General features: G+C 49.0%; 23 protein-coding genes. 7 read left to right on the plus strand and 16 right to left on the minus strand.

Going from position 1 to position 24,359, the window contains the following annotated elements; translation table 11 throughout:
- Positions 1-44: 44 nt before the first annotated feature.
- From phnC to phnE (AC2TF5_RS24030), 3 genes are read left to right on the plus strand one after another with little or no spacing between them, the layout of a single operon-like run.
- Positions 45-818 (plus strand): phosphonate ABC transporter ATP-binding protein, encoded by a 774-nt coding sequence (phnC, locus tag AC2TF5_RS24020; protein WP_491299618.1) that lies wholly within the window; start codon positions 45-47, stop codon positions 816-818.
- Positions 815-1,606, plus strand: coding sequence for a phosphonate ABC transporter, permease protein PhnE (phnE, locus tag AC2TF5_RS24025; protein ID WP_491299619.1), 792 nt, complete (start codon positions 815-817; stop codon positions 1,604-1,606). The genes phnC and phnE (AC2TF5_RS24025) overlap by 4 nt, the downstream gene beginning before the upstream one ends.
- Complete coding sequence (phnE, locus tag AC2TF5_RS24030; protein WP_491299620.1) at positions 1,603-2,406, plus strand: phosphonate ABC transporter, permease protein PhnE; 804 nt, start codon at positions 1,603-1,605, stop codon at positions 2,404-2,406. The genes phnE (AC2TF5_RS24025) and phnE (AC2TF5_RS24030) overlap by 4 nt, the downstream gene beginning before the upstream one ends.
- A 104-nt stretch (positions 2,407-2,510) precedes the next feature.
- Here the strand turns inward: phnE (AC2TF5_RS24030) and AC2TF5_RS24035 are convergent, their stop codons facing one another.
- Entirely contained in the window at positions 2,511-3,251 is a 741-nt protein-coding gene (locus AC2TF5_RS24035; RefSeq protein ID WP_491299621.1) for an IclR family transcriptional regulator, read from the minus strand.
- A gap of 251 nt (positions 3,252-3,502) precedes the next feature.
- Here AC2TF5_RS24035 and AC2TF5_RS24040 point away from each other — a divergent pair, with 251 nt between their 5' ends.
- Positions 3,503-4,465 carry an alpha/beta hydrolase gene (locus AC2TF5_RS24040; protein WP_491302981.1) on the plus strand — a complete coding sequence of 321 codons (963 nt, stop codon included), beginning with the start codon at positions 3,503-3,505 and terminating at the stop codon, positions 4,463-4,465.
- 152 nt (positions 4,466-4,617) lie between these two features.
- The gene (locus AC2TF5_RS24045; protein WP_491299622.1) at positions 4,618-5,796 is read left to right on the plus strand and encodes a Fe-Mn family superoxide dismutase; all 1,179 of its coding nucleotides are present in this window, start codon (positions 4,618-4,620) and stop codon (positions 5,794-5,796) included.
- A gap of 191 nt (positions 5,797-5,987) precedes the next feature.
- Here AC2TF5_RS24045 and folE read toward each other — a convergent pair whose 3' ends face one another.
- From folE to AC2TF5_RS24090, 9 genes are all read right to left on the minus strand, one after another.
- Positions 5,988-6,581, minus strand: coding sequence for a GTP cyclohydrolase I FolE (folE, locus tag AC2TF5_RS24050; protein ID WP_208915823.1), 594 nt, complete (start codon positions 6,579-6,581; stop codon positions 5,988-5,990).
- Positions 6,582-6,630: 49 nt separating this feature from the next.
- Complete coding sequence (locus AC2TF5_RS24055; RefSeq protein WP_491299623.1) at positions 6,631-6,864, minus strand: YneF family protein; 234 nt, start codon at positions 6,862-6,864, stop codon at positions 6,631-6,633.
- Positions 6,865-6,993: 129 nt separating this feature from the next.
- Positions 6,994-8,844: a tRNA epoxyqueuosine(34) reductase QueG gene (queG, locus tag AC2TF5_RS24060; protein WP_491299624.1), complete on the minus strand. Its 1,851-nt coding sequence runs from the start codon at positions 8,842-8,844 to the stop codon at positions 6,994-6,996.
- A gap of 29 nt (positions 8,845-8,873) precedes the next feature.
- Complete coding sequence (gene lepB, locus AC2TF5_RS24065) at positions 8,874-9,476, minus strand: signal peptidase I (RefSeq protein WP_491299625.1); 603 nt, start codon at positions 9,474-9,476, stop codon at positions 8,874-8,876.
- Between the two features lie 196 nt (positions 9,477-9,672).
- On the minus strand, positions 9,673-10,098 hold the full coding sequence (locus AC2TF5_RS24070) for a GNAT family N-acetyltransferase (RefSeq protein ID WP_491299626.1): 426 nt from the start codon (positions 10,096-10,098) through the stop codon (positions 9,673-9,675).
- Between the two features lie 339 nt (positions 10,099-10,437).
- Complete coding sequence (locus AC2TF5_RS24075; RefSeq protein WP_491299627.1) at positions 10,438-11,589, minus strand: efflux RND transporter periplasmic adaptor subunit; 1,152 nt, start codon at positions 11,587-11,589, stop codon at positions 10,438-10,440.
- 36 nt (positions 11,590-11,625) lie between these two features.
- Entirely contained in the window at positions 11,626-12,990 is a 1,365-nt protein-coding gene (locus tag AC2TF5_RS24080) for an ABC transporter permease (RefSeq protein WP_491299628.1), read from the minus strand.
- A complete protein-coding gene (locus AC2TF5_RS24085) occupies positions 12,987-13,754 on the minus strand; it encodes an ABC transporter ATP-binding protein (protein ID WP_491302982.1) in 768 nt (255 codons plus the stop codon). The genes AC2TF5_RS24080 and AC2TF5_RS24085 overlap by 4 nt, the downstream gene beginning before the upstream one ends.
- A gap of 28 nt (positions 13,755-13,782) precedes the next feature.
- Positions 13,783-16,350 carry a hypothetical protein gene (locus AC2TF5_RS24090; RefSeq protein WP_491299629.1) on the minus strand — a complete coding sequence of 856 codons (2,568 nt, stop codon included), beginning with the start codon at positions 16,348-16,350 and terminating at the stop codon, positions 13,783-13,785.
- Between the two features lie 359 nt (positions 16,351-16,709).
- On the opposite strand from AC2TF5_RS24090, the gene AC2TF5_RS24095 reads away from it, so the two are divergent.
- Together AC2TF5_RS24095 and AC2TF5_RS24100 are read left to right on the plus strand one after the other, a co-directional pair.
- On the plus strand, positions 16,710-17,318 hold the full coding sequence (locus tag AC2TF5_RS24095) for a superoxide dismutase (protein ID WP_491299630.1): 609 nt from the start codon (positions 16,710-16,712) through the stop codon (positions 17,316-17,318).
- A 260-nt stretch (positions 17,319-17,578) separates the two neighbouring features.
- Positions 17,579-18,625 (plus strand): LacI family DNA-binding transcriptional regulator, encoded by a 1,047-nt coding sequence (locus tag AC2TF5_RS24100; RefSeq protein ID WP_491299631.1) that lies wholly within the window; start codon positions 17,579-17,581, stop codon positions 18,623-18,625.
- A gap of 68 nt (positions 18,626-18,693) precedes the next feature.
- Here AC2TF5_RS24100 and AC2TF5_RS24105 read toward each other — a convergent pair whose 3' ends face one another.
- The 6 genes from AC2TF5_RS24105 to AC2TF5_RS24130 form a co-directional block, all read right to left on the minus strand.
- Positions 18,694-19,401 (minus strand): MgtC/SapB family protein, encoded by a 708-nt coding sequence (locus AC2TF5_RS24105; RefSeq protein WP_491299632.1) that lies wholly within the window; start codon positions 19,399-19,401, stop codon positions 18,694-18,696.
- A gap of 82 nt (positions 19,402-19,483) precedes the next feature.
- Positions 19,484-20,326, minus strand: a complete 843-nt coding sequence (locus AC2TF5_RS24110; protein WP_241932046.1) for a sugar ABC transporter permease — start codon at positions 20,324-20,326, stop codon at positions 19,484-19,486.
- A complete protein-coding gene (locus tag AC2TF5_RS24115; RefSeq protein WP_491299633.1) occupies positions 20,326-21,627 on the minus strand; it encodes a carbohydrate ABC transporter permease in 1,302 nt (433 codons plus the stop codon). The genes AC2TF5_RS24110 and AC2TF5_RS24115 overlap by 1 nt, the downstream gene beginning before the upstream one ends.
- 87 nt (positions 21,628-21,714) lie before the next feature.
- Positions 21,715-23,001, minus strand: coding sequence for an extracellular solute-binding protein (locus AC2TF5_RS24120; protein ID WP_491299634.1), 1,287 nt, complete (start codon positions 22,999-23,001; stop codon positions 21,715-21,717).
- A 33-nt stretch (positions 23,002-23,034) separates the two neighbouring features.
- Positions 23,035-23,658, minus strand: a complete 624-nt coding sequence (locus tag AC2TF5_RS24125) for a histidine phosphatase family protein (protein WP_491299635.1) — start codon at positions 23,656-23,658, stop codon at positions 23,035-23,037.
- A gap of 29 nt (positions 23,659-23,687) precedes the next feature.
- Positions 23,688-24,338, minus strand: a complete 651-nt coding sequence (locus AC2TF5_RS24130; protein ID WP_491299636.1) for a histidine phosphatase family protein — start codon at positions 24,336-24,338, stop codon at positions 23,688-23,690.
- Between the last annotated feature and the right edge of the window lie 21 nt (positions 24,339-24,359).

Below are 24,359 nucleotides of genomic sequence, written 5' to 3' on the forward strand. Positions count from 1 at the left end.
GCTATGCTATTTTTTACGATAACCCATAAAGGAATGGTGTTTACGTGATAGAGATGCGCAATGTATCCAAGGTATATCCCAATGGAACAAAGGGGCTGAACCAGATCAATCTGACGATAGACAAAGGGGAATTTGTAGCCATTGTCGGACTGTCGGGTGCTGGCAAGTCAACTTTGCTGCGCTCCATGAACCGCCTTCATGACATAACCGAAGGCGACATCCTCATTGACGGAAAGTCCATAACGAAAGCATCCGGCAAACCGCTGCGGAGGATTCGCCGGGATATCGGCATGATCTTCCAGAGCTTCAACCTGGTCAAGCGCACCACCGTACTTCGCAATGTACTCGCGGGCCGCGTCGGTTATCACTCCACCCTACGTACGGTGCTTGGACTGTTTCCGAAGAAGGATATCGACTTGGCCTTTCAGGCGCTGGACCGCGTCAATATCGTTGAGAAGGCCTATTCGCGAGCTGACGAGCTCTCCGGCGGACAGCAGCAGCGTGTAGCGATCGCCCGCGTTCTGGCCCAGGAAGCCAAATACATCTTAGCCGATGAACCCGTAGCTTCTTTGGACCCCCTAACCACAACGCAGGTCATGGATGACTTGAAACGGATCAATCTGGAGTTCGACATTACGACGATCGTGAATTTGCACTTTGTTGATTTAGCCCGTCAATACGCCACGCGGATTATCGGCCTTCGGGCAGGGGAGGTTGTATTCGACGGCCCCGTATCGGAAGCGACGGATGAGCGTTTTGCGGAAATTTACGGACGCCCGCTGAAGCAGGACGAATTGCTAGGGGAACCCATTCTATGAATATCAAGATGGAATCGGAACGCCCTCAAGCCCCAAGCAAGCTGAAGCATTATTTGACCGCGGCTGTCATTCTTCTGCTGCTATGGGGAAGTGCCGTTCAGACGGACGCCACAATTAAGGAACTTGTCGAGGGAGTACCCAATATGCTGGATCTCCTTAAGGAAATGTTTCCGCCGAAGTGGAGTTACTTCGACAATATCCTGGACGCCATGCTGGAGACGATCCGCATGGCGTTAGTGGGCACAACACTCGGCGCGATTGCAGCCGTTCCGGTCGCCCTGCTGTGCGCAAGCAATTTGACAAAGAGCAAATGGGTTCATCACCCGGTTCGCCTTATATTAAATCTCATCCGGACGATCCCGGATTTGCTCTTGGCCGCGATATTTGTGGCGATTTTCGGGCTTGGGCCTTTACCCGGCATATTCGCTCTATCTGTGTTCTCGTTAGGCCTGATCGCCAAGCTCACATATGAAGCGCTGGAGACCATTGACCGCGGACCTCTGGAAGCGATGACCTCTGCCGGTGCCAACTCCGTGCAGCGTGTCGTTTACGGCGTTATTCCGCAAATTCAGGCTCACTTCATCTCGTTCGTCCTCTACACATTCGAAATCAACGTTCGGGCGGCCGCGATTCTCGGCCTAGTCGGCGCCGGGGGCATCGGCCATTATTATGAAGTCACATTAGGGTTTTTGGAATACGACAAGACGTGCATGATTATTATTTTCACACTAGCTGTCGTTCTGATCATCGATTATATAAGCACGAAGATGCGGGAGAAATTGTTATGACGAAATCTTGGAATGAAATTGTACTGAAACCGAAAAAAAACCGTTATCGATGGCTTATCTATGTACTGCTTGTTGCAATTTACATTTGGGCCTTTGCCGGCATCCCGTATACGGGAATCAAAGAAACAGCAGGTCAAATTACAGCAGCGATTATGTCCGGCATCTTCTCGCCTGACTGGGATTACGTTTACTTGCCTGATGGCGAGGACTTGCTCCGAGGACTGCTGGACACACTGGCGATTTCTATCTTAGGCACCATCATTTCCACAGTGCTCTGTATTCCGTTTGCCTTTTGGGCCGCAGTCAATATGAGCCGGTCAAAGTGGGTGTCCGGATCGGGTAAGCTGGTTCTAAGCTTTATTCGAACCTTCCCGGAAATCATCATGGCAATTCTGTTCATCAAGGCGGTGGGACCCGGATCCTTTGCAGGCGTGTTAGCCCTCGGACTACATTCCGTCGGGATGCTCGGAAAGCTGTTTTCCGACGAGGTGGAGAACATGGATAAGGGTCCCACGGAGGCGCTGATCGCCTCGGGAGCAAGCCGTCTGCAAATCCTGTGGTTTGCCGTCATCCCCCAAGTCCTGCCTGGTTTTTTGTCGTACACGTTATACCGGTTCGAGATTAATCTGCGCTCCGCAACGATTCTCGGCGTTATCGGCGCAGGGGGCATCGGAACTCCGTTGATCTTCGCCTTGAGCTCCCGCAACTGGGACCGCGTCGGAATCATTTTGCTCGGAATTATCATTATGATTACGGTGATTGATATGATTTCGGGAGCAATTCGGAGGAAGCTGGTTTAGTTTAGTCAGACCTTGGAAGCAATGAATAAGTTAAGGTGAATCCTCCATAACAAAACAACCGGACATCCAATTACGGAAGTCCGGTTGTTTTGTTTCCTGAATCATCAAATCATCAGGCCCATTTCTCTTGCCGCTTCCTTGAGCACCGGGGCATATTCACGTAGCGTCTCTGCGGACAGACGGTTAACTGGCCCTGACATCGACAGCGCCGCTGCAATTTTACCGCTCCGGTCTATGATCGGAACGGATACAGCTGCTGCGCCAGGCTCGCGTTCCTCAATACTTATCGCATAACCCTTCTCCACAATTTCAACCAATTGCCGGCGGTACTGCTCCTTGTCTACCACATCAGGCCAATTCGGCAAGTTGAGCAGCTCTTCTTGGTCCGAAGGGGACGCATAGGCCACCAGCACCTTGCTGGATGCTCCTACCGACAGAGGCAAGCGTGTACCCACCTGGGCAACCCGGCGTATCGCCTGATTGCTTTGTACGGCCTGTATGCGGATACGTTCCGCACCATCCCGAAGATACAGGCTTACTGTTTCCCCCAGCTGGTCGCGAAGCGATTCCATGGCAGGCAGCAGCAATACCGCCGGATCGTCACTATGCGATAAATGCGTTGACAGCTCCCATATTTTCATCCCTAGCCGGTATTTGTCCGTTCGGCTATCCCGAACGACAAATCCTTTTTCCTCCAGAGTGGTCATCAGTCGATGTACCGTACTTTTATGCAGTCCAATGAGAGAGGAAATTTCCGTCAAAGCCAATTCATGATTCTTTGTAAAACACATTAATATATCAAGCGCCCGTTCAACGGCACGCACCGTTAATTTGCGGTCTTCCATACCCGGTTTCCTCCTCTCGTGTTTCATCACATGAAACCTGGTTACAAGAATTATATGAAAAAATAGACGGGAAGTAAACTGAAATTCCTCATTTTACATTTGTCTAACAATCTCCTAATTTACATTGACTTTGATCTCATCCCGGCATACGATAATTATAATTTTTAAATTTTCACTTTAATGAAAGAATTCATGGTAAGGAGGGGCCAATCATGAGCATGGTCACTGGTAATAACGCCCCACTCTCTCAAATGAACGATACGCCGATCGGTCTTTCTACCCGTATGATCCGGTTTAAACATATTTTGCTTGCTCTCATTCTGTCAGTCGTGTTCTTTCTCATATTTTGTTTCATAGCTCTGCATGCCTATATCGCCTGGGTTTTGTCGAATCCTACCGTAGCCCCGCTCTACTCTAACCCGAAACTTGCAAAGGATATGGAATATGAGAATGTGCTCTTCCCTTCGATCGATGGGAAAAAGAATATGAGCGGCTGGTACATTCCTACGGAAAACTCCTCGCGGACGATCGTATTTAGTCATGGTTACGGAGCCAATCGTGAGGAATCGTGGATTCCGATGTACGACCTTGCCCACTACGCGCACAATCTGAACTTTAATGTACTCATGTTCGATTATGGCTTTGCATCCCAGACCAGCAAAGAGGTTGCTACTGGAGGTAAAGAAGAGAAACGGCAGCTTCTTGGTGCCATTCAACTGGCCAAGCAGCGTGGTGCGAAGCAAATCATCGTCTGGGGTTTCTCCATGGGAGCAGGAACGGCTTTACAGGCTGGTTTGGAAACCAAGGATGTCGATGCAATGATACTCGACAGCACTTTTTTGCTGGAACCGGACACCCTGTATCACAACATTAAAAACCAGATTGATCTGCCTCGCCATCCTTCGCTCGAAATATTAGAGCTGTTGTTTCCTGTCTTGAACGGCACGAGCCTCGACCAAATTCCTTACACGGAAGTTAAAAAGAACGACTATCCGTTCCCGACGCTATTCATACACGGTACAAAAGACGACAAAGCGCCTTATCCGATCGCGGAAAAAATTGCGGCCAACCAGACCCATCCCGATTCCGACTCGTGGATTGTCGAGGGTTCACGTCATGAACTCATATTCCGGGAATATCCGCGCGAGTATTTACGCCGAGTGTCCACATTTCTCGGAAAGCTGAAATCTCCCGACGGACCTATGCCTGAATAATATACCAGTACAGCTTAAACTTAATATGATCTACTCCAAAGTCCGCCTCTTGGTATCAGATGCGGACTTTTTTTGTGCAATTCAACTTCATAATACAGGCTGGTGTACGAATATAGTTTCATAGTGAATGAATGTGACAGGAGGAATAGTTCATGCTGTTTATTTACGGAGCGATGCTCCCGGCAAGGATTTTGGAGGAAATCCGCTTCTGGAAACGTCAGGAGATGGAACATACGGAAGTCATTAAAGCGATTGTCCCCGGTCTGGAGGCTCCATATGTCAAACTGCTGGACGATTGGGCTGTTGTATTCGGAGAAACGGAAAAGGCGGCGGATCAGCTGCTCCGCGAAGTCCTTTCTTCCCCTGGCCCGCTGTCACCACAACTTATCGCCCAGATCGAACTGCTGCTGCGGGTCTCCATCGAACAATCGAAGGAATTCATACGCCATCTGCATATGATGAAGAGCAACAGTGCTGCCGTAAGGCAAGTCCCTCTTGCCGATACGGTATTGCTTCACATTATCCGGGAGTCGGAATATTTCATTGAGGTTCTGGAGGAGCTTAACCAACCTGGGACACTGAAACGCCTGATCGATCATCCTGATCTGATCCCGGGTGCTTCAAAGGACCCAGTAGTCACACCATTTCGGGTCGAACAAGTTGAAGCCGCCATCCAAAGCGTCTCCTCCCCCCCCTCCCAGCAGCCTGTCCCTATCGGAGGTCACCGCCTTCCTCCACTTCCTTATCCGTATAATGCGCTGGAACCATACATTGATGAGAAGACCATGCGCATCCACCATGACAAACATCATCAAAGCTATGTTGACGGTCTTAACAAGGCAGAGACCAAGCTGGAGGAGGCTCGCAAAACTGGAAATTTCGATCTGATCAAGCATTGGGAGCGTGAACTTGCATTTAACGGCGCCGGCCATTATCTTCACACCTTATTCTGGACCATTATGAACCCGAAGGGTGGCGGAGCTCCTCAGGGAGAACTTGCGCAACAGATCAAAAAAGACTTTGGAAGCTACGAGCGATTCAAGAAGCAGTTTACGGAAGCAGCGGACAAGGTCGAGGGAGGCGGTTGGGCGATCCTGGTCTGGAGTCCCCGCAGTCACCGTCTGGAAATACTGCAGGCCGAAAAACATCAAAACCTGTCCCAGTGGGATGTCGTCCCTATCCTTGCCCTCGATGTATGGGAGCACGCCTATTATCTCAAGCACCAAAACCTTCGCGCGGATTACATCAAAGACTGGTGGAACGTCGTATATTGGCCGGAGGCAGCAGAGCGCTTCGAGCAGGCGAAGAAACTCAAGTGGCAGCCTTTCTAATCAAAACCTCTCTATCACTTTCTTATATTTCAAGTAGAAACGGCTATGCCGTCCTTTAAAGACGGCGGAAGTTTCTGCGAGAAATATAAGTCAAGTATAAGTCCAAACTTATACTTTCTTATATTTCAACAAAAAGGCTCCGCCGAAAAACCGGCGGAGCCTTCTCTATATCATTCATCCTAAGATAAGTCTTAGTTCTTAATCAGCGACATAAATTCGGCGCGCTGTGCCGAATCGCTTTGGAATGTTCCCCGTACCGCCGAAGTAATCGTCTTGCTGCCGGGTTTCTTAACGCCGCGAGCACACATGCACAGATGCTCACCTTCTACTACGACCATAACACCTTGTGGCTGAAGCACCTCAACCATAATGTTCGCAATCTGGGAAGTGATGCGCTCTTGTACTTGTAGTCGGCGCGTAACCGCCTCTACCAGGCGTGCAAGCTTGCTTAAGCCTGCAATCTTGCCGCTAGGAACATAACCGATGTGCACTTTACCGAAAAACGGTGCCATATGGTGCTCGCATTGGCTGTAGTACACGATGTCCTTCACAATAACCAATTCCTCATGCTGCTCGTCAAACGTGACGCCCAGCACGTCGCGGGGATCAATCTCGTAACCGGCAAAAATCTCCTCGTACATCCGTGTCACGCGGGCTGGTGTCTCCAGCAACCCCTCTCGCTCGGTATCTTCACCGATCAACTTAAGAATTTGCTCAACATGGTATTCAATCTGTTCACGATGTTCCCCAACTTTGTTGTTAACATAATCTTTTACGCCCGCCACGGTATATCCCCCTTTCCGTTAAAAAACAAACGATTATACTCTTCATTCTTTATTTACGTTTACGTCCTTGGCCTTTGCCCGGCGCAGGCTGGTTTTTCATCATTTGCTGCGCTTTCTGCATTTGTTTGCCGTTCAGATTGTACCCCATCTGTTTAGCCATCTTTTGCAGCATTTGCGGATCATTTTGCATTTTCTCCAACTGCTTGCGGAGATAAAACACACCGATAAAAAATCCGCCGACCAGACCCACGATTAATGTAATAATCGGAATAACAATGTTCATGAATTGACCACCTTTTGCTCATACTAATATTTACCATTATATGGCGCATATACGAACCTATCATAGCATGTCCTTTTCAGGACAGCAAATGAAAAAAACGCGGGTCTAAGGTCGTTTGCTGCCTGATTTCTAAAGGCCTTTACGATCCGGAAGATATCCTTCCAGCGTAAGCAAGGAACGTTTGATTTCCAGCCCTCCGCCGTAACCCACAAGCGCACCATCCATTCCAATTACACGATGGCAAGGAACGATAATGGGAACCGGATTTTTGTTATTCGCACCTCCGACAGCACGAACAGCTTTTGGACGTTCTATGGCGTCAGCGATATCTTTGTATGAACAGATTTCACCGTAAGGAATTTCCTTAAGGGCTTCCCATACCTGCAGTTGGAACTGCGTTCCTCGCATATCAAGAGGTATCGTAAACTCCTTCAATGTCCCTTCAAAATACTGCTTCATCTGGGATGTAACGTCAGCCAGACGCTCCTCATTGCGCTCATATCCAGCACCACCAGCCCAAGTCCGCGACCACTGCTGCAACACAGCCTCTTTGACGGTAAATGTACCAAACTCAATCAAACACAACCCCAGATCAGACGATACAACCGTCAATGTTCCAATCGGCGTGTGTACCTCATTGTAATACAAAACATTACTTTCAACAGTCGGTGCAGCCATAGGCTCTACTCCCTTCGATGCAGTGTTGACCGAAGAGGTGCCTGGTGACTGCACATCCTGTCCTACTTCTTCCGATTTATGAGAAGAATGTTGGTTGCCTTCTTGTTTCTCTGTCTCCGCTGCTACCTTAGTCTCCGGCTGCAATTTGCTCAAGGCTTGTGTCAGCATGCTACGTACTTTATGATCCTGTTCCGATTTCATGCCTTTTTCTAAGTTGTTCAAAGCTTCTTCGCCTCCAATGCGGCCCAGAGCCCATGCGGCAGTTCCCCGCAGCTCCGGACGCGGATCTTTCAGCAGCACCTCGCTGAGCTTCGGTACTGCCGAAGCGTCTTTAAAGTTACCAAGGGCGATCACGGCATTGCGCTGAATTGGCTTCCTCCCGCGCCATGCTGCCGAAGTATCGCCGAATGTTTCCTTAAATTCGCGGTTGCTCATATCAAGGATTGGGAGAAGAAGCGGCTTCGCCTTCTCGGGATCAGGCTGCAATTCCTCGTGGTGTGTCCAGTTCAAACCTTTGTTCTTTGGACAGACAATTTGACAGGTATCACATCCATACAGCCTGTTACCGATTTTGCGCATCACTTCTTCATCCAGAAATCCTTTAGTTTGAGTAAGAAAAGATACGCATCGCTGCGCGTTAAGCTGCCCCGGTCCCACGAGGGCACCTGTAGGGCAAGCATCAATACATTTAGTGCATTCTCCACAGTCTTCCGTCACCGGTGAGTCCGGCGGAAAAGGAATGCTGGTCACCATTTCACCAAGATAAATCCAAGAACCGTATTTCGGAGAAATAATAGCACAGTTTTTAGCGCTGAAGCCGATCCCGGCTCGTTGCGAAACTGCTCTGTCAACCAAAGCTCCGGTATCAACCATGCTCTCAAGGACCGCATCCGGAACGCGTTCACGGATGAATGCCTCAAGCTTCGCCATCGCTTCCCGCAGCACATGGTGATAATCCCTACCCCAAGCCGAGCGGGCCATAATCCCCCGATATTTGCCGGGCTCTGATTTGGGCGGATTGCTCATTTTGGACGGATAGGCTACAGCTATTGCAATGATCGAAGCCGGAGTCGTTCCCGGTAGTGAGGGAGTTACCCTTTTATCAAGATCAGGCTCTTCGAACCCGGATTCATACCCTTTATCCCGGTGATTTTGCAAAATCGATTTCAGTGATACAAACGGGTCTGCCGTAGCAAACCCTATATCATCAATACCCATGCTGGGCGCAGCCTGCTTCAGCTCTTCTTTCAGTTCCTCCCAAACGGAAGACGAAGGAGCGTAGGCTCCAAGTCGTGAAGTCATCTCCAGCGCCTCCTTTCTTGTTTGAGCTTTTACAGTCCCTTTATTTTGGACAACGGCCAAAGAATAAACTCCGCTCGCCCTACGATGTCCGATTCCTTTACACTACCGAATTCGCGGCTGTCCTTACTCTTTCGAAGATGGCGATTATCGCCCATAACAAAATAACGGCCTTCCTCTATGGTAACCGGACCGAAATCAGGATCTTCGATCGGAACGTCTGTATAAGGTTCCTCTTGCGCCTCACCATTTACATAAAGGATGTGTCCCTTGACCTCGACCGTGTCACCCGGAAGGCCAACAACCCTTTTTACAAGAAATTCCTTTCTGTCCGGACCGGTGCTTGGATCCTTCAGCACAATCACGTCACCGTGGTTTGGATAAGCAAAGCGGTATACCAATTTATTGATAAACAGCCGCTCGGACGCTTCCAGTGTTGGCTGCATCGATTCTCCTTTAACCATAGACAGATTAAAGACAAACATATTCAGTAGAACCATGATACAAAATGCAATGGCAATCGTCTTAACCCAATCCCACAGCTCAGCAGCCCAGCTGTTCTTCTCGGCCGGTTTCCCTTGGGAATTCGATGCATCTCCATTCTCGCTCGAACCCGGTGGAATTACTTGTCCCATGCTACACCTTCTTTACTATCAAGTTAGCCTCCAACTTGGAGACCGCTATATAAATTGGTACATTAATAGAAAAGCATATCTCTCTCCCATTTGCAACGGTTGATAGATATGCTTCATATAGAAATAAATGTCGTTTCCCGCCTTTACGCATCCATGTGGACACATGTCGTGAAACCAGTTTAATCCGATCTGACCATTACGGCTGACCTACAATGCTCAGCTTCTGGAAGGCTGTCAGGATTTTATTTGCGCCGTATCCCATCGCTTCATACAACGGCATTGCAGCTGCATTATGTTCATCACCGGCAACGAGAATCCGGCTGACCTTACGGGATTGGAACCGCTGTTCCATAGCCTCGACAAGGGCCTTTCCAATTCCCTGTCTACGGTAATCCGGATGAATGGCAATGCGGTAATAACACCCACTATTGCGTTCGATGGTCCCAATCAAGGCACCAACAATTTCGCCATCTTCTTCTGCTACCATAATGAGGTCTGAATCCCAGGCAAGCTGTCTGGAAAAAGGTTCCATCGTATTTTCGTAGCATTCTTCCGACAAAGCAATCTGTAAAAGCTCCGTTACTTGGTTACAGTCACTCAACTGAAAGGAACGAACATGCATCTCAAAATCTCCCTTTTCGTTAGCATGATGCGGTTTACGCGGCTTACAATTAAGTATTCCGTTGATGCAAACCTAACATTAATAATTACTACAAAAAATGCGAAAATCCTGCGTTCTTGTCCATTAAACCACATATTACTCCAGAATTCACGAGTTTTCTTTTGAAAACGCTTTATATGAAGCGTTTACATTTTAATCGCTGGCTAAATTTCTATCTTTGTCCTTCAAATCAAAAAAATGGACTCGTTTCCCGGACTCACTTTATAACAAAAACAGCACCCTTCCGGCTATATGCCGCGAAGAGCGCTGCTCCTTAACTCCTTAAGATAGAATCTCCTTTTACTGCAGGACCACTGAATCGCCGGCCTTCAGTCCTGATAAGACTTCTGTTTTGTCCGGCGTTACCATACCGATCTTAATATCCTGCCGCTCAATTTGACCATTTCCCTTGTCCACCATAACGTACGATTCACCGCCTTCAGTCAGGACAGCGAGCTTCGGAACGACAATGGCTTTATCCTTCTGTTGGGTTACAATCTCGCCGTTAAGCGTCAATCCACCGATTAAGCGGTCATTTTTAGGCAGCGAGATGATAACCTTAAACTGTGGTGTCTGGGAAGTTTGCTTCTCCTGGGTGACCGCCTCAGCGAATTTTGCCACTTCCACCACTTTTCCCTTTAGTCGCAGGTCCTTAATGGAAGGCAGCTTCACCTCGACAGCCATGCCTGGTTTAATGCTGAATACATCATTTTCATCTACATACGCCACAAAGTGCAGAGAGCTTAAATCGACTATTTTGCCAATATATTGATTCGCTGTCACTGATTGCGGCTGCTGCTTTTGCGTGCTGTCGAACAGAAAAATCCCGGAATCCGGTGATCTGTACGTAGACTGATTCAACTTGTCGTGCAAGTCATCCATCGCCTGACGTTCAATAATGTCGTTTACTTCATCCAGCTGACTGCTCAGCTGCGCATTGTCCTGCTCGGATGACGCCTTAAGTTGCTCGGCTAACACCTTAAGTCGTTCGGCTTCCGTAGCTCCAAGTGGGGCATTGTCCAAATCCTGATCCAACATGAACTCCTTTAGTTCCTGCTCCTGCTTCTTCTTCTCCTGCTCCTGCTTCTGCTTCTCCTGCTCCAACTTCCGCTTCTTCTGCTCTGCTTCCTTCTGTTGAAGCTGCTGACGCAGCACTTTTTGCTCCAGGTTAAAGAGAATGTCCCCTTTCTTGATCTGTTGGCCGTTCACTACTTTCCAGGATGACACCTTCGCTTCAAAAGGTGTGTATACATTCGTTTCCCGTCCATACTCGGACCTGCCCTTGACCTGAACAGTCGACATGATGGTTTCCTCGGTTACAGGAAATGAAATGACCTGCGGCGCTTCCATCACGGGATCGACAGGTGCTGCCGGCTTCATCTTTCCATATCCCCAATAGCCCACGAAGGCCAGGACAGCGACAAGCACCGTCCATTTTATGATCTTCTTCATGCTCCTTAGCTCCCTTTCCGATGCTAATTCATAATCCTAATCCCGCTTAATCGCGAGCAATGCATTGGTTCTTGCGGCGCTGATCGCCGGATAAATACCCGACATGACCCCTGTCATCACAGCGAATGCAATTCCAATGGGCAGCGTGTCCAGTGTAACTACAACCTGCAGCCCCGACATGCCTGCAGAAGCTGTAATGAATGAATTCAGCCCGGTGACAATCAAATTAGCGAATACGATACCAAGCAGACCGCCTAAAAACCCAAGCAAACTGGCTTCAACAATGAACATGTTGCGGATCTGCGGCATATTGGCCCCGAGCACTTTCATAATGCCGATTTGCCGCCGTCGCTGATGCGTAGACATCGTCATGGCAACAATAATAGATATGGAGGCCAATAACAGAATGAATACACCAACGCCAAGTGCGATCGCCTTAAATGTGTTCATTTGAGAGGCAATCTGATCGCGCATCATCAAATTGTCACTTGCGTTGAGCGCAAGTTTTTGAATCAATTCTTCCAGCGGCTTAATGTTAGCGGGATCATCCACTTTAATCGTAAGGGAATCGTACACCCGCTGTTTCGGAGCCGTGCCTCCCTGTGGACTAAGGCTGTCGCTAAGCCATTCCGCGGTTTCAAAAGATACATATGCCTGACGATCATAACTAGCAAATTGAGCATCTGTTCCCACCGGGACATCGAGCACGCCCCCTACATAAAGCTGCGGGCTGAGTATTGTACTTCCGTTGTCCCACCGCTCCATTTGAATATTTTTGCCGAACATATCCGAAACTGTGTTTTCATACATCATCCGTTCCTCCCACAGCTTCGGGTTTTCGGGATCCGTACTCATCATTTGGTACAATCGTTCACTTGTCTGCTTATCGATCCACCCTGTTGTGGCTCCATAGTTGAACACAACGGCGCCAAGCTGCTCCAAAGGGCCACCCTGTTTAAACGTATTCCCTTGCTCTTTAAGCTGGGAGAGATCCACAGCAACAAGAGACAGGTTTTCATTAATCAAATTTTCTGTCGAAATGGACCTGAAGTATCCGACCCTTTTAGTAGCTATCGCGGATTTAACATGATCAAAGCCTTTAATCACTTCAAGCTTATCGTCTGTAAGCAAGCCGCGGTCCCCTCCAGCGGATTCGCCTGATCCACCGCCACCGCCATCGCCACCGCCACCACCCGAGCTTTGGGGAGAAACATTAATTTCGTCAAGCTTCAGACTCCCTATAATCTCTTTCTCCAAATAGCTCTGAGCGGAGTTACCGAGGCTAAGGGCAACAATAATCGCCGCACAGCCGATGGAAATACCGGTCATGCATAAGGCAGTAACTACTTTACGGCGCTTAATCTGTCCCCATGCCAGCCTCATACTGTCTGTAAGTCTCACTTGCCATCGCCTCCCTCATCCGCGTAGGCCGGGGCACCGGACAAGACCGGGACAGAATACATCGCCTTATCAACTGTTTTGGGTTCCGGATAGTCCTCTGGCTGCACCAAAAAACCGTCACGGAGCATGATCGTCTTTTTCATCTGCGCGGCGACTTCCATCTCATGGGTTACGATGACAAAGGTCGTGTTCATCGATTGGTTGAGGCTCATCATGATACTGATAATTTCCTCTTCAGTTTTAGTATCCAGGTTGCCTGTAGGCTCGTCCGCAAAAATAACGGAAGGCTCAGTAATCAACGAACGCGCAATACTGACACGCTGCTGCTGTCCGCCGGACAGCTGGGCCGGATACATTCCAGACTTATCACCGATCCCCGTCATTTCAAGAAGCTCCATCGCTTTCTTGCGGCGTTTAGACGGTGAAACGGACTGAAACACAAGCGGAAGCTCTACGTTTTCCCGAATCGTTAATGTAGGAATGAGTTCATATGCCTGAAAAATAAATCCGATGTGCTTGCGCCGAAATACTGCGAGCTTGTTTTCCCCAAATTTAACAATATCCTGATCAGCAATATAAATATGGCCTTCTGTCGGCTTCATCAGCCCTGCCATCAGATTAAGCAGAGTGGACTTGCCCGATCCGGAGCTCCCGAGAAGAGCAATCATCTCTCCTTTTTGGACTTCAAACTGAATGTTATGAAGCACCTGCAGCACTTCATTGCCGTTTTTGAAGCTATGCGATACATTTTCCAAACGCAGCATGTTCGCGTTTCCTTTCTGGTCCTTGATTTTACCTGTCTTCATACGGATCCTCGTTCAGCTGCACCGTCAAATTATAACTTTGGCTGCCAAGCGTAATTCGCTCATTCTGGAATTCATCCACCAGTGTCAAGTTAACCCATCCGCCTCTGATCTTCTTATATAACTCATCACTCAGTTCAAATGAAGCCGTCCGCGTGCCCGGAACCTGGATGTCTGTGCCCGGCGTAAGCGTACGCTCCTGCGTCTGTCCAAAATGGTCTTTAATGATTAAAATCAGCTTGTGACCTGCATCGGCAGCGGTTATGTTCTCGCTACGTTTTACGTCAAAAGTGACCTTCAATGAGATCGTAGAGCTGCCTTCCTGCAGATTACCTACCGCTTTAGTAACCGAGACGTTATAAGGAAACCAATTTAACTGGGTCAGTGAGGAGATTACAGCTGGTCTCACTGGATTGAGCATCAGCTTCTTCACACTCAGAACACCGGTTATGTCTTTGCCCGGTTCCGCAAACTTGCCTTCGGACATCGCAGTGCCCACAGCAAGACCTATATCGCTCGCGGCGCCCTTCGGCACCCTTGTCCAAAAGACGACCGACTGCTTGGCACCAGGTTGAAGTGCGGTTTCCGGCTGTACGGTGTCCGCTTCATAAATTTTTCCGTCTGTGCTTTGGAAATACCCTTTCAGCCGCGCTGCCTGCACCCGGCGCTGCTCACTGCTTGTCAATGTTAACTCGGAGTATATAATATCTGAGTCCACTCCCTCATAAATGACCGTCCGCCGTTCTTGCGCTTCGGCACGTTTACCTGGTGTCGTGATGGAATAAGGCTCCCCTTTATCCAAAACCTTGATCGACTGCATGGTTGTTCCTGACGTGGTCAAGCTAAGGAAAGGTGCTTTTGCCGTGTCTTTTTGGGTAAACAACTCAAAGCGAAGTGAACGGATATTTTGGGTATAAGGAATCTTTGTCAAGACATATACCTCGGTCGATGACCCGGGAGCAATCAAGGAACCTTGCTCGTCCGCAATAATCTCGGAACTAGCCAGAACTGTCTTTTCGTCCGCTTTTACATTCACTTTCAGTTCAGGCAGCAGTGTTGAGTTCCAGTCTTGAGTATTGCGCAGACGCAGCTTAGCGACAACAAGGTCCTTATCCTCCCAAGGCAGGCGTTGGATTGATTCCACTGTGTACGCAAAACCATTTGCCGTCTGTGCGCCGTATTCGACGCCGATGGATGCTTTTTGTTCAGGTTGATAAGACAGGCCAAAGTATGCAATCGGCACGATCATTCTGCCAGAGGCATCGGAAGCTGCAGATTTGTTGCCCGGCTCATCCGTATTTACAGGCGATTTAGACGGAAGACCGGAACCGGATGGTTCTATCATTTGCAGCTTTAACAGATCCTGTCTGAGATTGAGCGGGAGTGAAATTTCCATCGAAATCGTTTTCTCCTCCGAAGGCCGCAGCGTTATCGTCGCCGCTTTATCATCCGGAATGTAAGGATGATAAGTTCCTTCCGAAGCTTTAATCGCAAACTCATAGACAGGAACCTCCACCGGTTTATTACCTTTGTTTTTGAAAGCCATTTCGATATTCCATAAGGCCTGATCACCGGATGCCCGTAGAGTAGCCTGACGGACCCTGGCATCGACACGATTGCCTTGGAGTGTCAGCGCTTTAACAGATCCTGGCGCAATATCCCATTTGGGAGCTGTAGCCTCAGGCAGCTTGAATGATGCGGTAGGCAGAGCCAGCTTTAGCGTTTCATCGTTTTCCGTCCACAAGAAGCGCAGATCAGTCGTTTTAAGATATGAAGGAATTTCAGCTATGTAATAAACGAGTTTCTTTTCTTTCGGTTGAATAGGTGATCCATCTTTTCCGGCTTCCGGCTGAAGAAGGAAAGAAGTACCGCTGCGTGTTACTAAATATGGGTTGTAACTACTGTCTGTCCATACCATTCCGCCGCGATTTGTAATATACATTCCAACCTTGGCCATTACTTTGCCATTATACTTAATGACTTGCAGGGATTCCGTCTGAACGGTAATGGGTGTTCCGCCCAGCTTTAGCATCGTGCTCGCCCCGGGTGCCACAGCGGGTGAATAGTTTGTCGGCAATCTATACGCTCCTACACGCTTCAGATACCCTTTGACTTTCGGATTCCATACATCCATAGCCACCTTCATACCGGATAAGGAGCCTGTACTAATCTTGGCATAGTAGGTCACGCTCAAACTTTGGCCGGGTTCAACCCCTTTTTTAGTGATGTCGCGGGTAATCGGATTTGCTGGGGTTACAGAACCGTCGGGCAGCACCACTCTAGGAAAATAAGTTACAAGCCGTGCCGTGCTTTTGCCCCCATTTTTATATTTCAGCGTAAACACAGCCACATGGCTGCCATTCTGCTCCCAGACATCCACATGCTCCAGAGCTGCAGAGACACTGTTACCGAGCCCTATGTTACCTATCGGAGTTAACGTTTTCGGTGCAGAGACCGGAGCGGTTTGCGTCTTTCCGGCTGCCGCATCGGCTTGCGGTGCTGCAGCCAACATCGTGCCTAGCAAGATGGCTGTAACTTTGACCATTTTAGTATTCATTTATGGAAATACTCCTTTCAGATCCGCCATATCCACTCTCCAAGTTTCATGGTCAGGTTAATGGATTGGATTACGGTTATACATGTAACGAAAAATTTCGTCATAAAGTTTGCTTATTAGTCATTAAATCTGCGTGTTATATGTCACGAAAGAGTTCATCATACAAGTTTTCGTGTTAAAAACGGGTTCACCTCCGACTTTTCAAACATAAAAGTTGATTTAATCCCCCCGAACGGTTTAATATATGTATGTAGCCGAATTACATATTGTATTTCTCCGGGTGATAAAGGCTTCCAGATCTAGGAAGACCCTTTGATCATAACCAAAAAAAAACTATATTTACAGGAGGTATTTTCATTATGGCATTTCAATTACCACAGCTTCCTTACGCAAACAACGCGCTCGAGCCTCACATCGACGCACAAACGATGGAGATTCACCATGATCGCCACCATAACACCTATGTTACCAATTTGAATGCAGCGCTTGAGAACGCTCCTGAATTTGCGAACAAATCGCTGGAAGAGCTCATCAGCAACCTTGACGCTATTCCAGAGAGCATCCGCACTGCTGTTCGCAACAACGGCGGCGGTCATGCAAACCACTCCCTCTTCTGGGAAATTATTGGACCTAATGGCGGCGGTAATCCTACCGGTGCTTTGGCTGAAGCGATCGACAGCGAGCTTGGCGGCTTCGATAAGTTCAAAGAAGACTTCGCAAAAGCAGCTACTACCCGCTTCGGAAGCGGCTGGGCATGGCTCGTGTTGAAAGACGGTAAACTGGCTGTAACCAGCACACCTAACCAAGACAGCCCGATCATGGAAGGTCAAACTCCTCTCCTTGGATTGGATGTTTGGGAGCATGCTTACTACCTGAAGTATCAAAACAAACGCCCTGATTACATCTCCGCTTTCTGGAATGTTGTAAACTGGGAAGAAGTTGGCAAACGCTACAACAACGCGAAATAATTGCCGCTAAAAACCACATATAATTGTAGAAACGCTATCGTCCTTCTTTATGGACGATAGCGTTTTTTGCGAGAAATATAAGCCAAGAATATAAACAACTAGCGATTAATTATCTAACCACTAGAGCTTGGAAAATTCAACAATAAAAGTTTGACCATTTTTGATTTTTAACTGAAAATCAGATATGATAAAGATTCGATTCTTGTCCTTCAAAAGAGGCAATGCGATTATTATGATTCCGTAGAAAGGGAGGCGGGGACTTGCCAACGGTAAGAGATATAGCACGTGCAGCCGGTGTATCACCGGCGACCGTATCGCGGGTTCTTACGGGTAAAGGAAACACATCCTCCGAAGTGAATGAAAAAGTTGAGAAAGCGATGCGGGAGCTCGGGTACGTGCACAATCCAAAGGCGAAGCCGAACGCTCCGGGCGCCGAATCCCGCACCATCTGCTATACAATCGCACGTGAACCTAGCGAAATTTTTGGGAATCCGTACTATTCCAATGTGCTCCTTGGTTTATCCAACGCTACTCAAAAATACGGATATGAATTGCAGATTTCCGCCTTTCGCTCTGTCGATCAACAAATCGAGAAATGCTTGGCGCTATACCGGAACAAAAGAGTGAATGGCTTTATTTTATCCGGCGTCATGTCGGCGGACAAAAGCTCGCTGATTCAAAGCCTGCAGCAGCATTCCATTCCATTCGTCATGATCGGGCGCAGTCTGCAGCACAATGTTTTTTGCATTCATAGCGATAATTTCCGGGATGGGTATGTCACGGCCCAGCATTTGCTGGACGAGGGGTACCGGCGTATCGTGTTCCTGACCGAGAGTCTGGACGTCGATGTCGTGCGCGACCGGATCGCAGGGTACAAGCAGGCGCTGCACAGCAACGGCCTAGAGGCGGGAGACGACGACGTCGTCTTGTGCGGCTCGAAGGAAGCGGACATGATTGCCGCTCTGGACGAATACAGCTCCGGAGGCAGAGCATTCGACGCGATTATCGCCGCTGACAGCGTGTTGGCGCTCGGTGTATTGAAGTATTGCCGGGAGCGCGATTTGCGAGTTCCGGAAGATGTCGGCATCATCGGCTTCAACGATGCCGCCTTTCTGAGCAAAATCTCCCCATCGATCAGCTGCACGACCATTCGAGGGGAGCATCTCGGTCTAGAAGCGCTGGAGATGCTCATCGAGCTGATGGACGATCCTGAGCGCATTAATAAGAACAAGACGGTAACGCTGCCATCCGAGCTTATCGTGCGCCAATCGACCCAACGGACAAGACATTCCTCATCCCATACATGAAGTAAGAGAGGGCGAATTTTCCGCCCTCTCTCATTCCCACATCAATTCAATTCCCATTCATCCAAGCGTTACTCTATTTTTACAGCAGTCACGCCTGGTACCGCCTTTAAGCGTTCAACCAGATCACTCATCAGCTTTTTTTTCGGCATTACAATTGTGATCATCATCTGCAGCGACGGAGCTGCCTCTACAATCGGCCCCGATAACTCCGCATCGGCCACGTTCATGTTCCGGATCTCCACCCGTTCCGCAATCAGCTGCTTCGAAATCATGCCCAGCGTCTCCGAACCTCCGGAACAGGTCACTTCCACCGACAGTGCCTTATTCGCGACCAGATAACGAAGCTCGATTTTGTTCAGCACCTGCAAGGAGACGAACACGAGCCCGCAGGTCAAAATGGCCGGGAGATAAAATCCTGCTCCTACCGCGAGTCCTATCGCGGCCATTACCCAGAGCGTAGCGGCCGTAGTCAGCCCTTTGACAGACATCCCGGTTCGAATAATCGTCCCTGCACCGAGGAAGCCAATGCCGCTGATGACCTGTGCCGCCAGACGGGCCGGATCGATCCGGACATTCGGCTCATCTACGAAGGCGTTGAAGCCATAGATGGACAGCAGCATAATGAGCGAAGAGCCGATGCATACCAAAATATTGGTGCGGAATCCGGCAGCATGCTGATTCATCTCCCGCTCGAAGCCGATAATGCCTCCAAGCACAAGCGCAAGAAACAATCGCAGACATATGCTTACCGTGTCCAACGTCCAAGGGCTTGTCACCGTATCTCCCCCTCTCGTCACTACTGTTCTAATCTAATTTGTACATAAAAACTTCCGCAGGTTCTAACTCTTGCTCGCTTCCCTATGTTTTCGTTGCCCCCGCAGTCAGTCCGGAGATAAGGAAACGCTGCAGGAACAGGAACACCACGGCAATCGGAATGGCGATAAGCATCGATCCCGCTGCGAACCGGGTGAAATTGTTGCTGAATTCCTGATTGACTAGGTTGAACAAGCCGACGGCGAGTGTATAGTTCTCCGAGCTTCGAATGACGATCCGTGGCAGCAGGAAGTCCATGAACGGCGTCATAAAATTGAACAAGGCAACTACGGCCAAAATCGGCTTCGCCAGCGGCAAAATAATCTGGAAGAAAATCCGGAAATGGCCCGCTCCGTCAATCTTGGCCGACTCGTCCAAATCCCGCGGGATCGTGTCGAAATAGCCTTTGATCAAAAACGCGTGCATTGGAATGGAGGATCCAACGTAGACCAGAATCAAGCCAGCCAGCGTATCCAGCAGTCCTAAGAGGTTGAGCAAAATATAAATCGCGACCATCCCCATCAATACAGGGAACATCTTGATCAGCAGAAGCGCGTACAGACCATTCTTGCGCCCTCTGAAGTTATAACGCGAGAACGCATACGCCAGGAACGTCGTCACGATAAGCGACAGCACCGTCTTCCAGCTGGCGACAATCAGCGTATTTTTGTACCACAGCGCATATTGACTGTCCGGACTGGAGAACAACCAGGAGTAATGCTCCGTCGACCAGTTCTCCGGAATTATTTTTGCACTGTATAAACTGGTCCCCGGATTTAGCGAGACGCCCATAGCCCATACCAGCGGATACGCAATCACGACGAACATAAACAAAATGAACGCGTAAATGCCGGTGAGCTCCAATCTCGATTTCCATCTCGTACTCATTAGATGTTGCCCCCTTCCTTGAACGATCGGGTTCTCCTGAATTGGAAAAAGGCGACGGTTGCCACAATTAGACCCAGAATAATGGAAATGACGGCCGCCATGTTGTAGTTCAACGTTTCAAAGGTTAGCTTGTACACCCATGAAATGACAATATCCGTCGATCCTGCCGTCTGACCCCGCACCGGCGGACCGCCTTGGTTGAACAAGTAAATCAAGTTGAAGTTATTGAAATTGCCCGTATATTGCATAATGAGCAGCGGAGCTGTCGCGAACAGGACATGCGGGAGCGTAATGAAGCGGAATCTTTGCCACTTGCTCGCTCCGTCAACCTCCGCCGCCTCGTACCAGTCGCCTGATATACTTTGGAGCACCCCCGTGAACAAGGCGAACACAAAGCTGAAGCCCAGCCATACTTGAATAATAATAATGGCTATCTTCGTCCATAGTGGATCGGACATCCACGGAATGGACAAGCCTAGCGGGCTCAATATTTGCCGGTTCACCGCGCCGAATTGATCATTGAACATCGCGGCAAACACGAGAATAGATACGAATGAAGGAACGGCCCATGGTAGAATGAGCATCGTCCGAATGAATTTTTTGAATTTGACGCGCTTGTCGTTCACGATCACCGCCAAAAATAAGGCGAGTGCAATCTGCAGCGTCGACGCGACAAACGTCCATACGAGCGTCCACGACAGCACGGAGAAGAACGTATTGCGCCAAATCGGAATGGAAAAAATGTTTTTGAAATTTTCAAACCCTACCCAATCAAGCAAATGACGGGGCGGCGAATTATAAATATTGTAATTCGTAAATGCCAAGGAAACCATGAAAAGTAGCGGTAAAATAAGCACGAACGTAACCATGAAAATACCGGGCCCGACGAATATATAAGGAACCCCTTTATCCCATGCCTGCTTATAGCCTTCGCGAATCGTCGTTACCTTCCAGCCTTCGCGGATTTTCTGAGCGTCATTGCGCGCATCTGTCAGGTTAATCCAGTAGAAAATAACAAAGAAAATGGTCAATATGATCGAAATAATGCCTTGAATGAGCAAGGAACGTGAGTCGTCCACCCCTTGCAACGTGCCCAGCGTCCAAAGCCCCCAATACCCGATGTTCAAAAAATCAGCGAACACGAAAAAGAAAGATAAAAATAAAATAAAAAATAATGAACCCTTTATATATCTCCGGTTATACAGTTGCCCGAGCCCCGGAATACCGGACATCAGCATCGCCAACTTGGGGTTATGCGAACTGGTTTTCGGCTTGTCGGTTCGTGTCTGCGGTTCTCCCAATCTAATCAAGCCTCCTCGTTGACATTCGCAATGCAACGTCAAGTGGATTGGGGTGCGAAACCCGCACCCCAATCCGATCATCATTCCTTATTTATTGGCGTTGTTGATCGCGATTTGTTCTTTGATCTGGACGACTGCTTCATCCAGCACCTCTTTGGTGTCCTGACCTTTTGCCAGGAACACGAGCGCATTTTTCATCGGCTCCCATGTCTGGGAGATTTCCGGATTATTCGGTGTTGGTGTAGCGAATTTGGACTGCTCGGCCACAGCCGAGAAGTAAGGGTGCTTCGTAATGAGATCGCTTTCTAAAATCCCAGGACGCGCTGGAATTTCTCCGGCCGTTTCAAAATGGCTCGCGCCGTTCTCGTCATTGGTAATGAATAGAGCTAACTCGGTCGCCCATTCCTTATTTTTAGAGAATGGGGATAGCACCAGTCCTTTGACACCCAGGAAGGAAGGTGGACGTTGGCCGTTAGCAAGCTTCGGCAGCGGCATGGCACCCAACTTGTCTCCAAGCACCGATTCATAATTTTTGATCGATGATGGCACCGAAACGACGGCGCCAACCTTTCCTTCTTTGAACAAGCCGTCGATCACGTCACCATTAATCGATTCTGGAATAAGCCCCTTTTCGAACCATGATTTGATCAGATTTGCACCTTTGACAGCGCCTTCATTATTCAGGCCGATATCGTCCACGTTATAGCCTGTATCTTTGTCATATCCGAAAATATAACCGCCATTGCCCTGCAAGAACATGTTGGCGTAATAGAAATTCGTAGCATCGAACAATAATCCATATTCATCCTTCGATACATCGGTGAACTCCAAAGCGAATTTCTCCAGTTCTTCCCATGTTTCCGGCGCCTTCGGCATAAGCTCTTTGTTGTAGAATAAGGCTGTCGTCTCGATAACCATTGGCAGGTTATATATTTTGCCATCAATCGTTACAGCCTGGATCGCCTCAGGCGAATACTCGCTAATCTGCTCCTCGCTGATCTGGAACGGCTCGGCCAGCCCTTGCAGCACGTTGCGGCCCATGGAATTATGGGTGGCACTCCACAGATCAGGCCCGCGATCGGCCGGTCCATCAAGTGAGAACGCTTTCGCTTGTTCGCGCGGGTTGAACGGAATGACTTCCACGTTAATGCCCGTCTTCTCGGTAAATTTTTTCGTAATGGCCCGCATTGAATTTAATTCAGGCTCATTTTCAGGTCCCCATATTTTCAGACGGTCCGGCTTCGGCGGCATCCCCTCTTCTTGTTGTTGGGCCGTATCCGGTTTGGCCTGTTCCGCATCACGCTTCGGCCCGCAGGCCGCAAGCGACAAAACGACGGTAAATGAGAGCAGCAGCAATAACATTTTCTTTGCCATACTTAATTTCCCCCTTGAGTTTATGATTGAAATCTATTCGTATACGTGCGGACCAAGATGGTCTTTATGCAACGATACACGCTCACATTGACCTTGCGAACCGAGAACATAGTGCACAACAGCCGCATTATATACGGGATGAATGTCCCCGGGATTGACGATCTGCTTCAAATCCGAGGTCGACTGACCATGTCCGAATACTGCAATATGCGCGTCGGTTCCGTAATAAGCGGTCAGCTTCGCATCAACAAATTTCTGGACGCGTTTGCGTACGATCGCATGATTCTCCGGCCAGGTCGGCCACCATTTTTGCTGCATATCCTGATATTCCACGAATTTTGTATGCGGGAATTCCTCCACAATCTGCGAGCAGGCTTCCCAATCGTAATCCCGGTAGTCTTTCCATTCCTCATTGAAAATCTCGGACATTTCAGGAATTAGCACAATCCCTAGACCCTGGTCCTTGGCAAAAGGTGTCGCCGTCTGAATAACTCTGCGCAGCGGGCTGCAAAATACCACATCCAGTTTGATATCCTTAAAAAACGAAGGGATCTGCTCCGCCTGCCATCGTCCCACTTCCGACAAACTGCAGTTCGGCCCGCCTCCTTGTCCAATATTCATCGTCGATTGTGCATGGCGAATGACATATAAGTGCATAGATCATGTTCTCCTCTGTGTTGTTAGATTTATCCCCTTCGAAAGCTGCCGGCAGCCAAACCTACCCGTTCGTACTCCCCGATCCGCAGATGCCCCGTATCGTTCAGCTTCAGCAGTTCGGTCTCTTCCTCGCCAAAAACAATATGGTTTACCCCCGTATTTTCCTGAGGAAAACGGATATGTGCGGCTGATGGAATGCCGAGCGTTTCGCGGAGAAGATATTCATTGAAATTACCGTGACAGAATACCGCAATCCGCTGCTCTCCGGACGCCTGAAGCTGCCGTAGCGCTTCCTGCGCGCGCCGCCGAACAGTCTCGGGGCGATCTCCCCCCGGGCATTCCCATCCAATCGTCTCCATCGTATCCTCGAATATAGCTTCCGGGACGCTCTCCATTAATGACTGCTGGGAAAGACCGATAAACCGGCTGCCTTCCCTCACTTCATACAATGATTTCATCACATGAATCGGCAGACCGAGTAGTCTTGCCAGCGGCTGCGCCGACTGCATCGCCCGAATCAACGGGCTGGCATAGATGGCGCGGATGCCACGCTCCTGCAAATAAATCGCCACGCGAGCGGCTTGAGCGTGGCCCTGCTCGGTCAGCGGCGAATCCGGCATATCCCGGTCCGGCTGCGTATTGCCAACTGATTGTCCATGCCTTACTAGATATAGCTCCATAACTGCTCCTTCGCTTGCTCT

This window comes from Paenibacillus sp. JNUCC 34, assembly GCF_058269055.1.

Coding starts and splice junctions, on each gene's coding strand:
- phnE (WP_491299619.1), top strand. CDS start 815: ATGAATATCAAGATGGAATCGGAACGCCCTCAAGCCCCAAGCAAGCTG.
- phnE (WP_491299620.1), top strand. CDS start 1,603: ATGACGAAATCTTGGAATGAAATTGTACTGAAACCGAAAAAAAACCGT.
- AC2TF5_RS24035 (WP_491299621.1), bottom strand. CDS start 3,251: ATGGAAGACCGCAAATTAACGGTGCGTGCCGTTGAACGGGCGCTTGAT.
- AC2TF5_RS24040 (WP_491302981.1), top strand. CDS start 3,503: ATGAACGATACGCCGATCGGTCTTTCTACCCGTATGATCCGGTTTAAA.
- AC2TF5_RS24045 (WP_491299622.1), top strand. CDS start 4,618: ATGCTGTTTATTTACGGAGCGATGCTCCCGGCAAGGATTTTGGAGGAA.
- AC2TF5_RS24055 (WP_491299623.1), bottom strand. CDS start 6,864: ATGAACATTGTTATTCCGATTATTACATTAATCGTGGGTCTGGTCGGC.
- queG (WP_491299624.1), bottom strand. CDS start 8,844: ATGACTTCACGACTTGGAGCCTACGCTCCTTCGTCTTCCGTTTGGGAG.
- lepB (WP_491299625.1), bottom strand. CDS start 9,476: ATGGGACAAGTAATTCCACCGGGTTCGAGCGAGAATGGAGATGCATCG.
- AC2TF5_RS24070 (WP_491299626.1), bottom strand. CDS start 10,098: ATGCATGTTCGTTCCTTTCAGTTGAGTGACTGTAACCAAGTAACGGAG.
- AC2TF5_RS24075 (WP_491299627.1), bottom strand. CDS start 11,589: ATGAAGAAGATCATAAAATGGACGGTGCTTGTCGCTGTCCTGGCCTTC.
- AC2TF5_RS24085 (WP_491302982.1), bottom strand. CDS start 13,754: ATGCTGCGTTTGGAAAATGTATCGCATAGCTTCAAAAACGGCAATGAA.
- AC2TF5_RS24090 (WP_491299629.1), bottom strand. CDS start 16,350: ATGAATACTAAAATGGTCAAAGTTACAGCCATCTTGCTAGGCACGATG.
- AC2TF5_RS24095 (WP_491299630.1), top strand. CDS start 16,710: ATGGCATTTCAATTACCACAGCTTCCTTACGCAAACAACGCGCTCGAG.
- AC2TF5_RS24110 (WP_241932046.1), bottom strand. CDS start 20,326: ATGAGTACGAGATGGAAATCGAGATTGGAGCTCACCGGCATTTACGCG.
- AC2TF5_RS24120 (WP_491299634.1), bottom strand. CDS start 23,001: ATGGCAAAGAAAATGTTATTGCTGCTGCTCTCATTTACCGTCGTTTTG.
- AC2TF5_RS24125 (WP_491299635.1), bottom strand. CDS start 23,658: ATGCACTTATATGTCATTCGCCATGCACAATCGACGATGAATATTGGA.
- AC2TF5_RS24130 (WP_491299636.1), bottom strand. CDS start 24,338: ATGGAGCTATATCTAGTAAGGCATGGACAATCAGTTGGCAATACGCAG.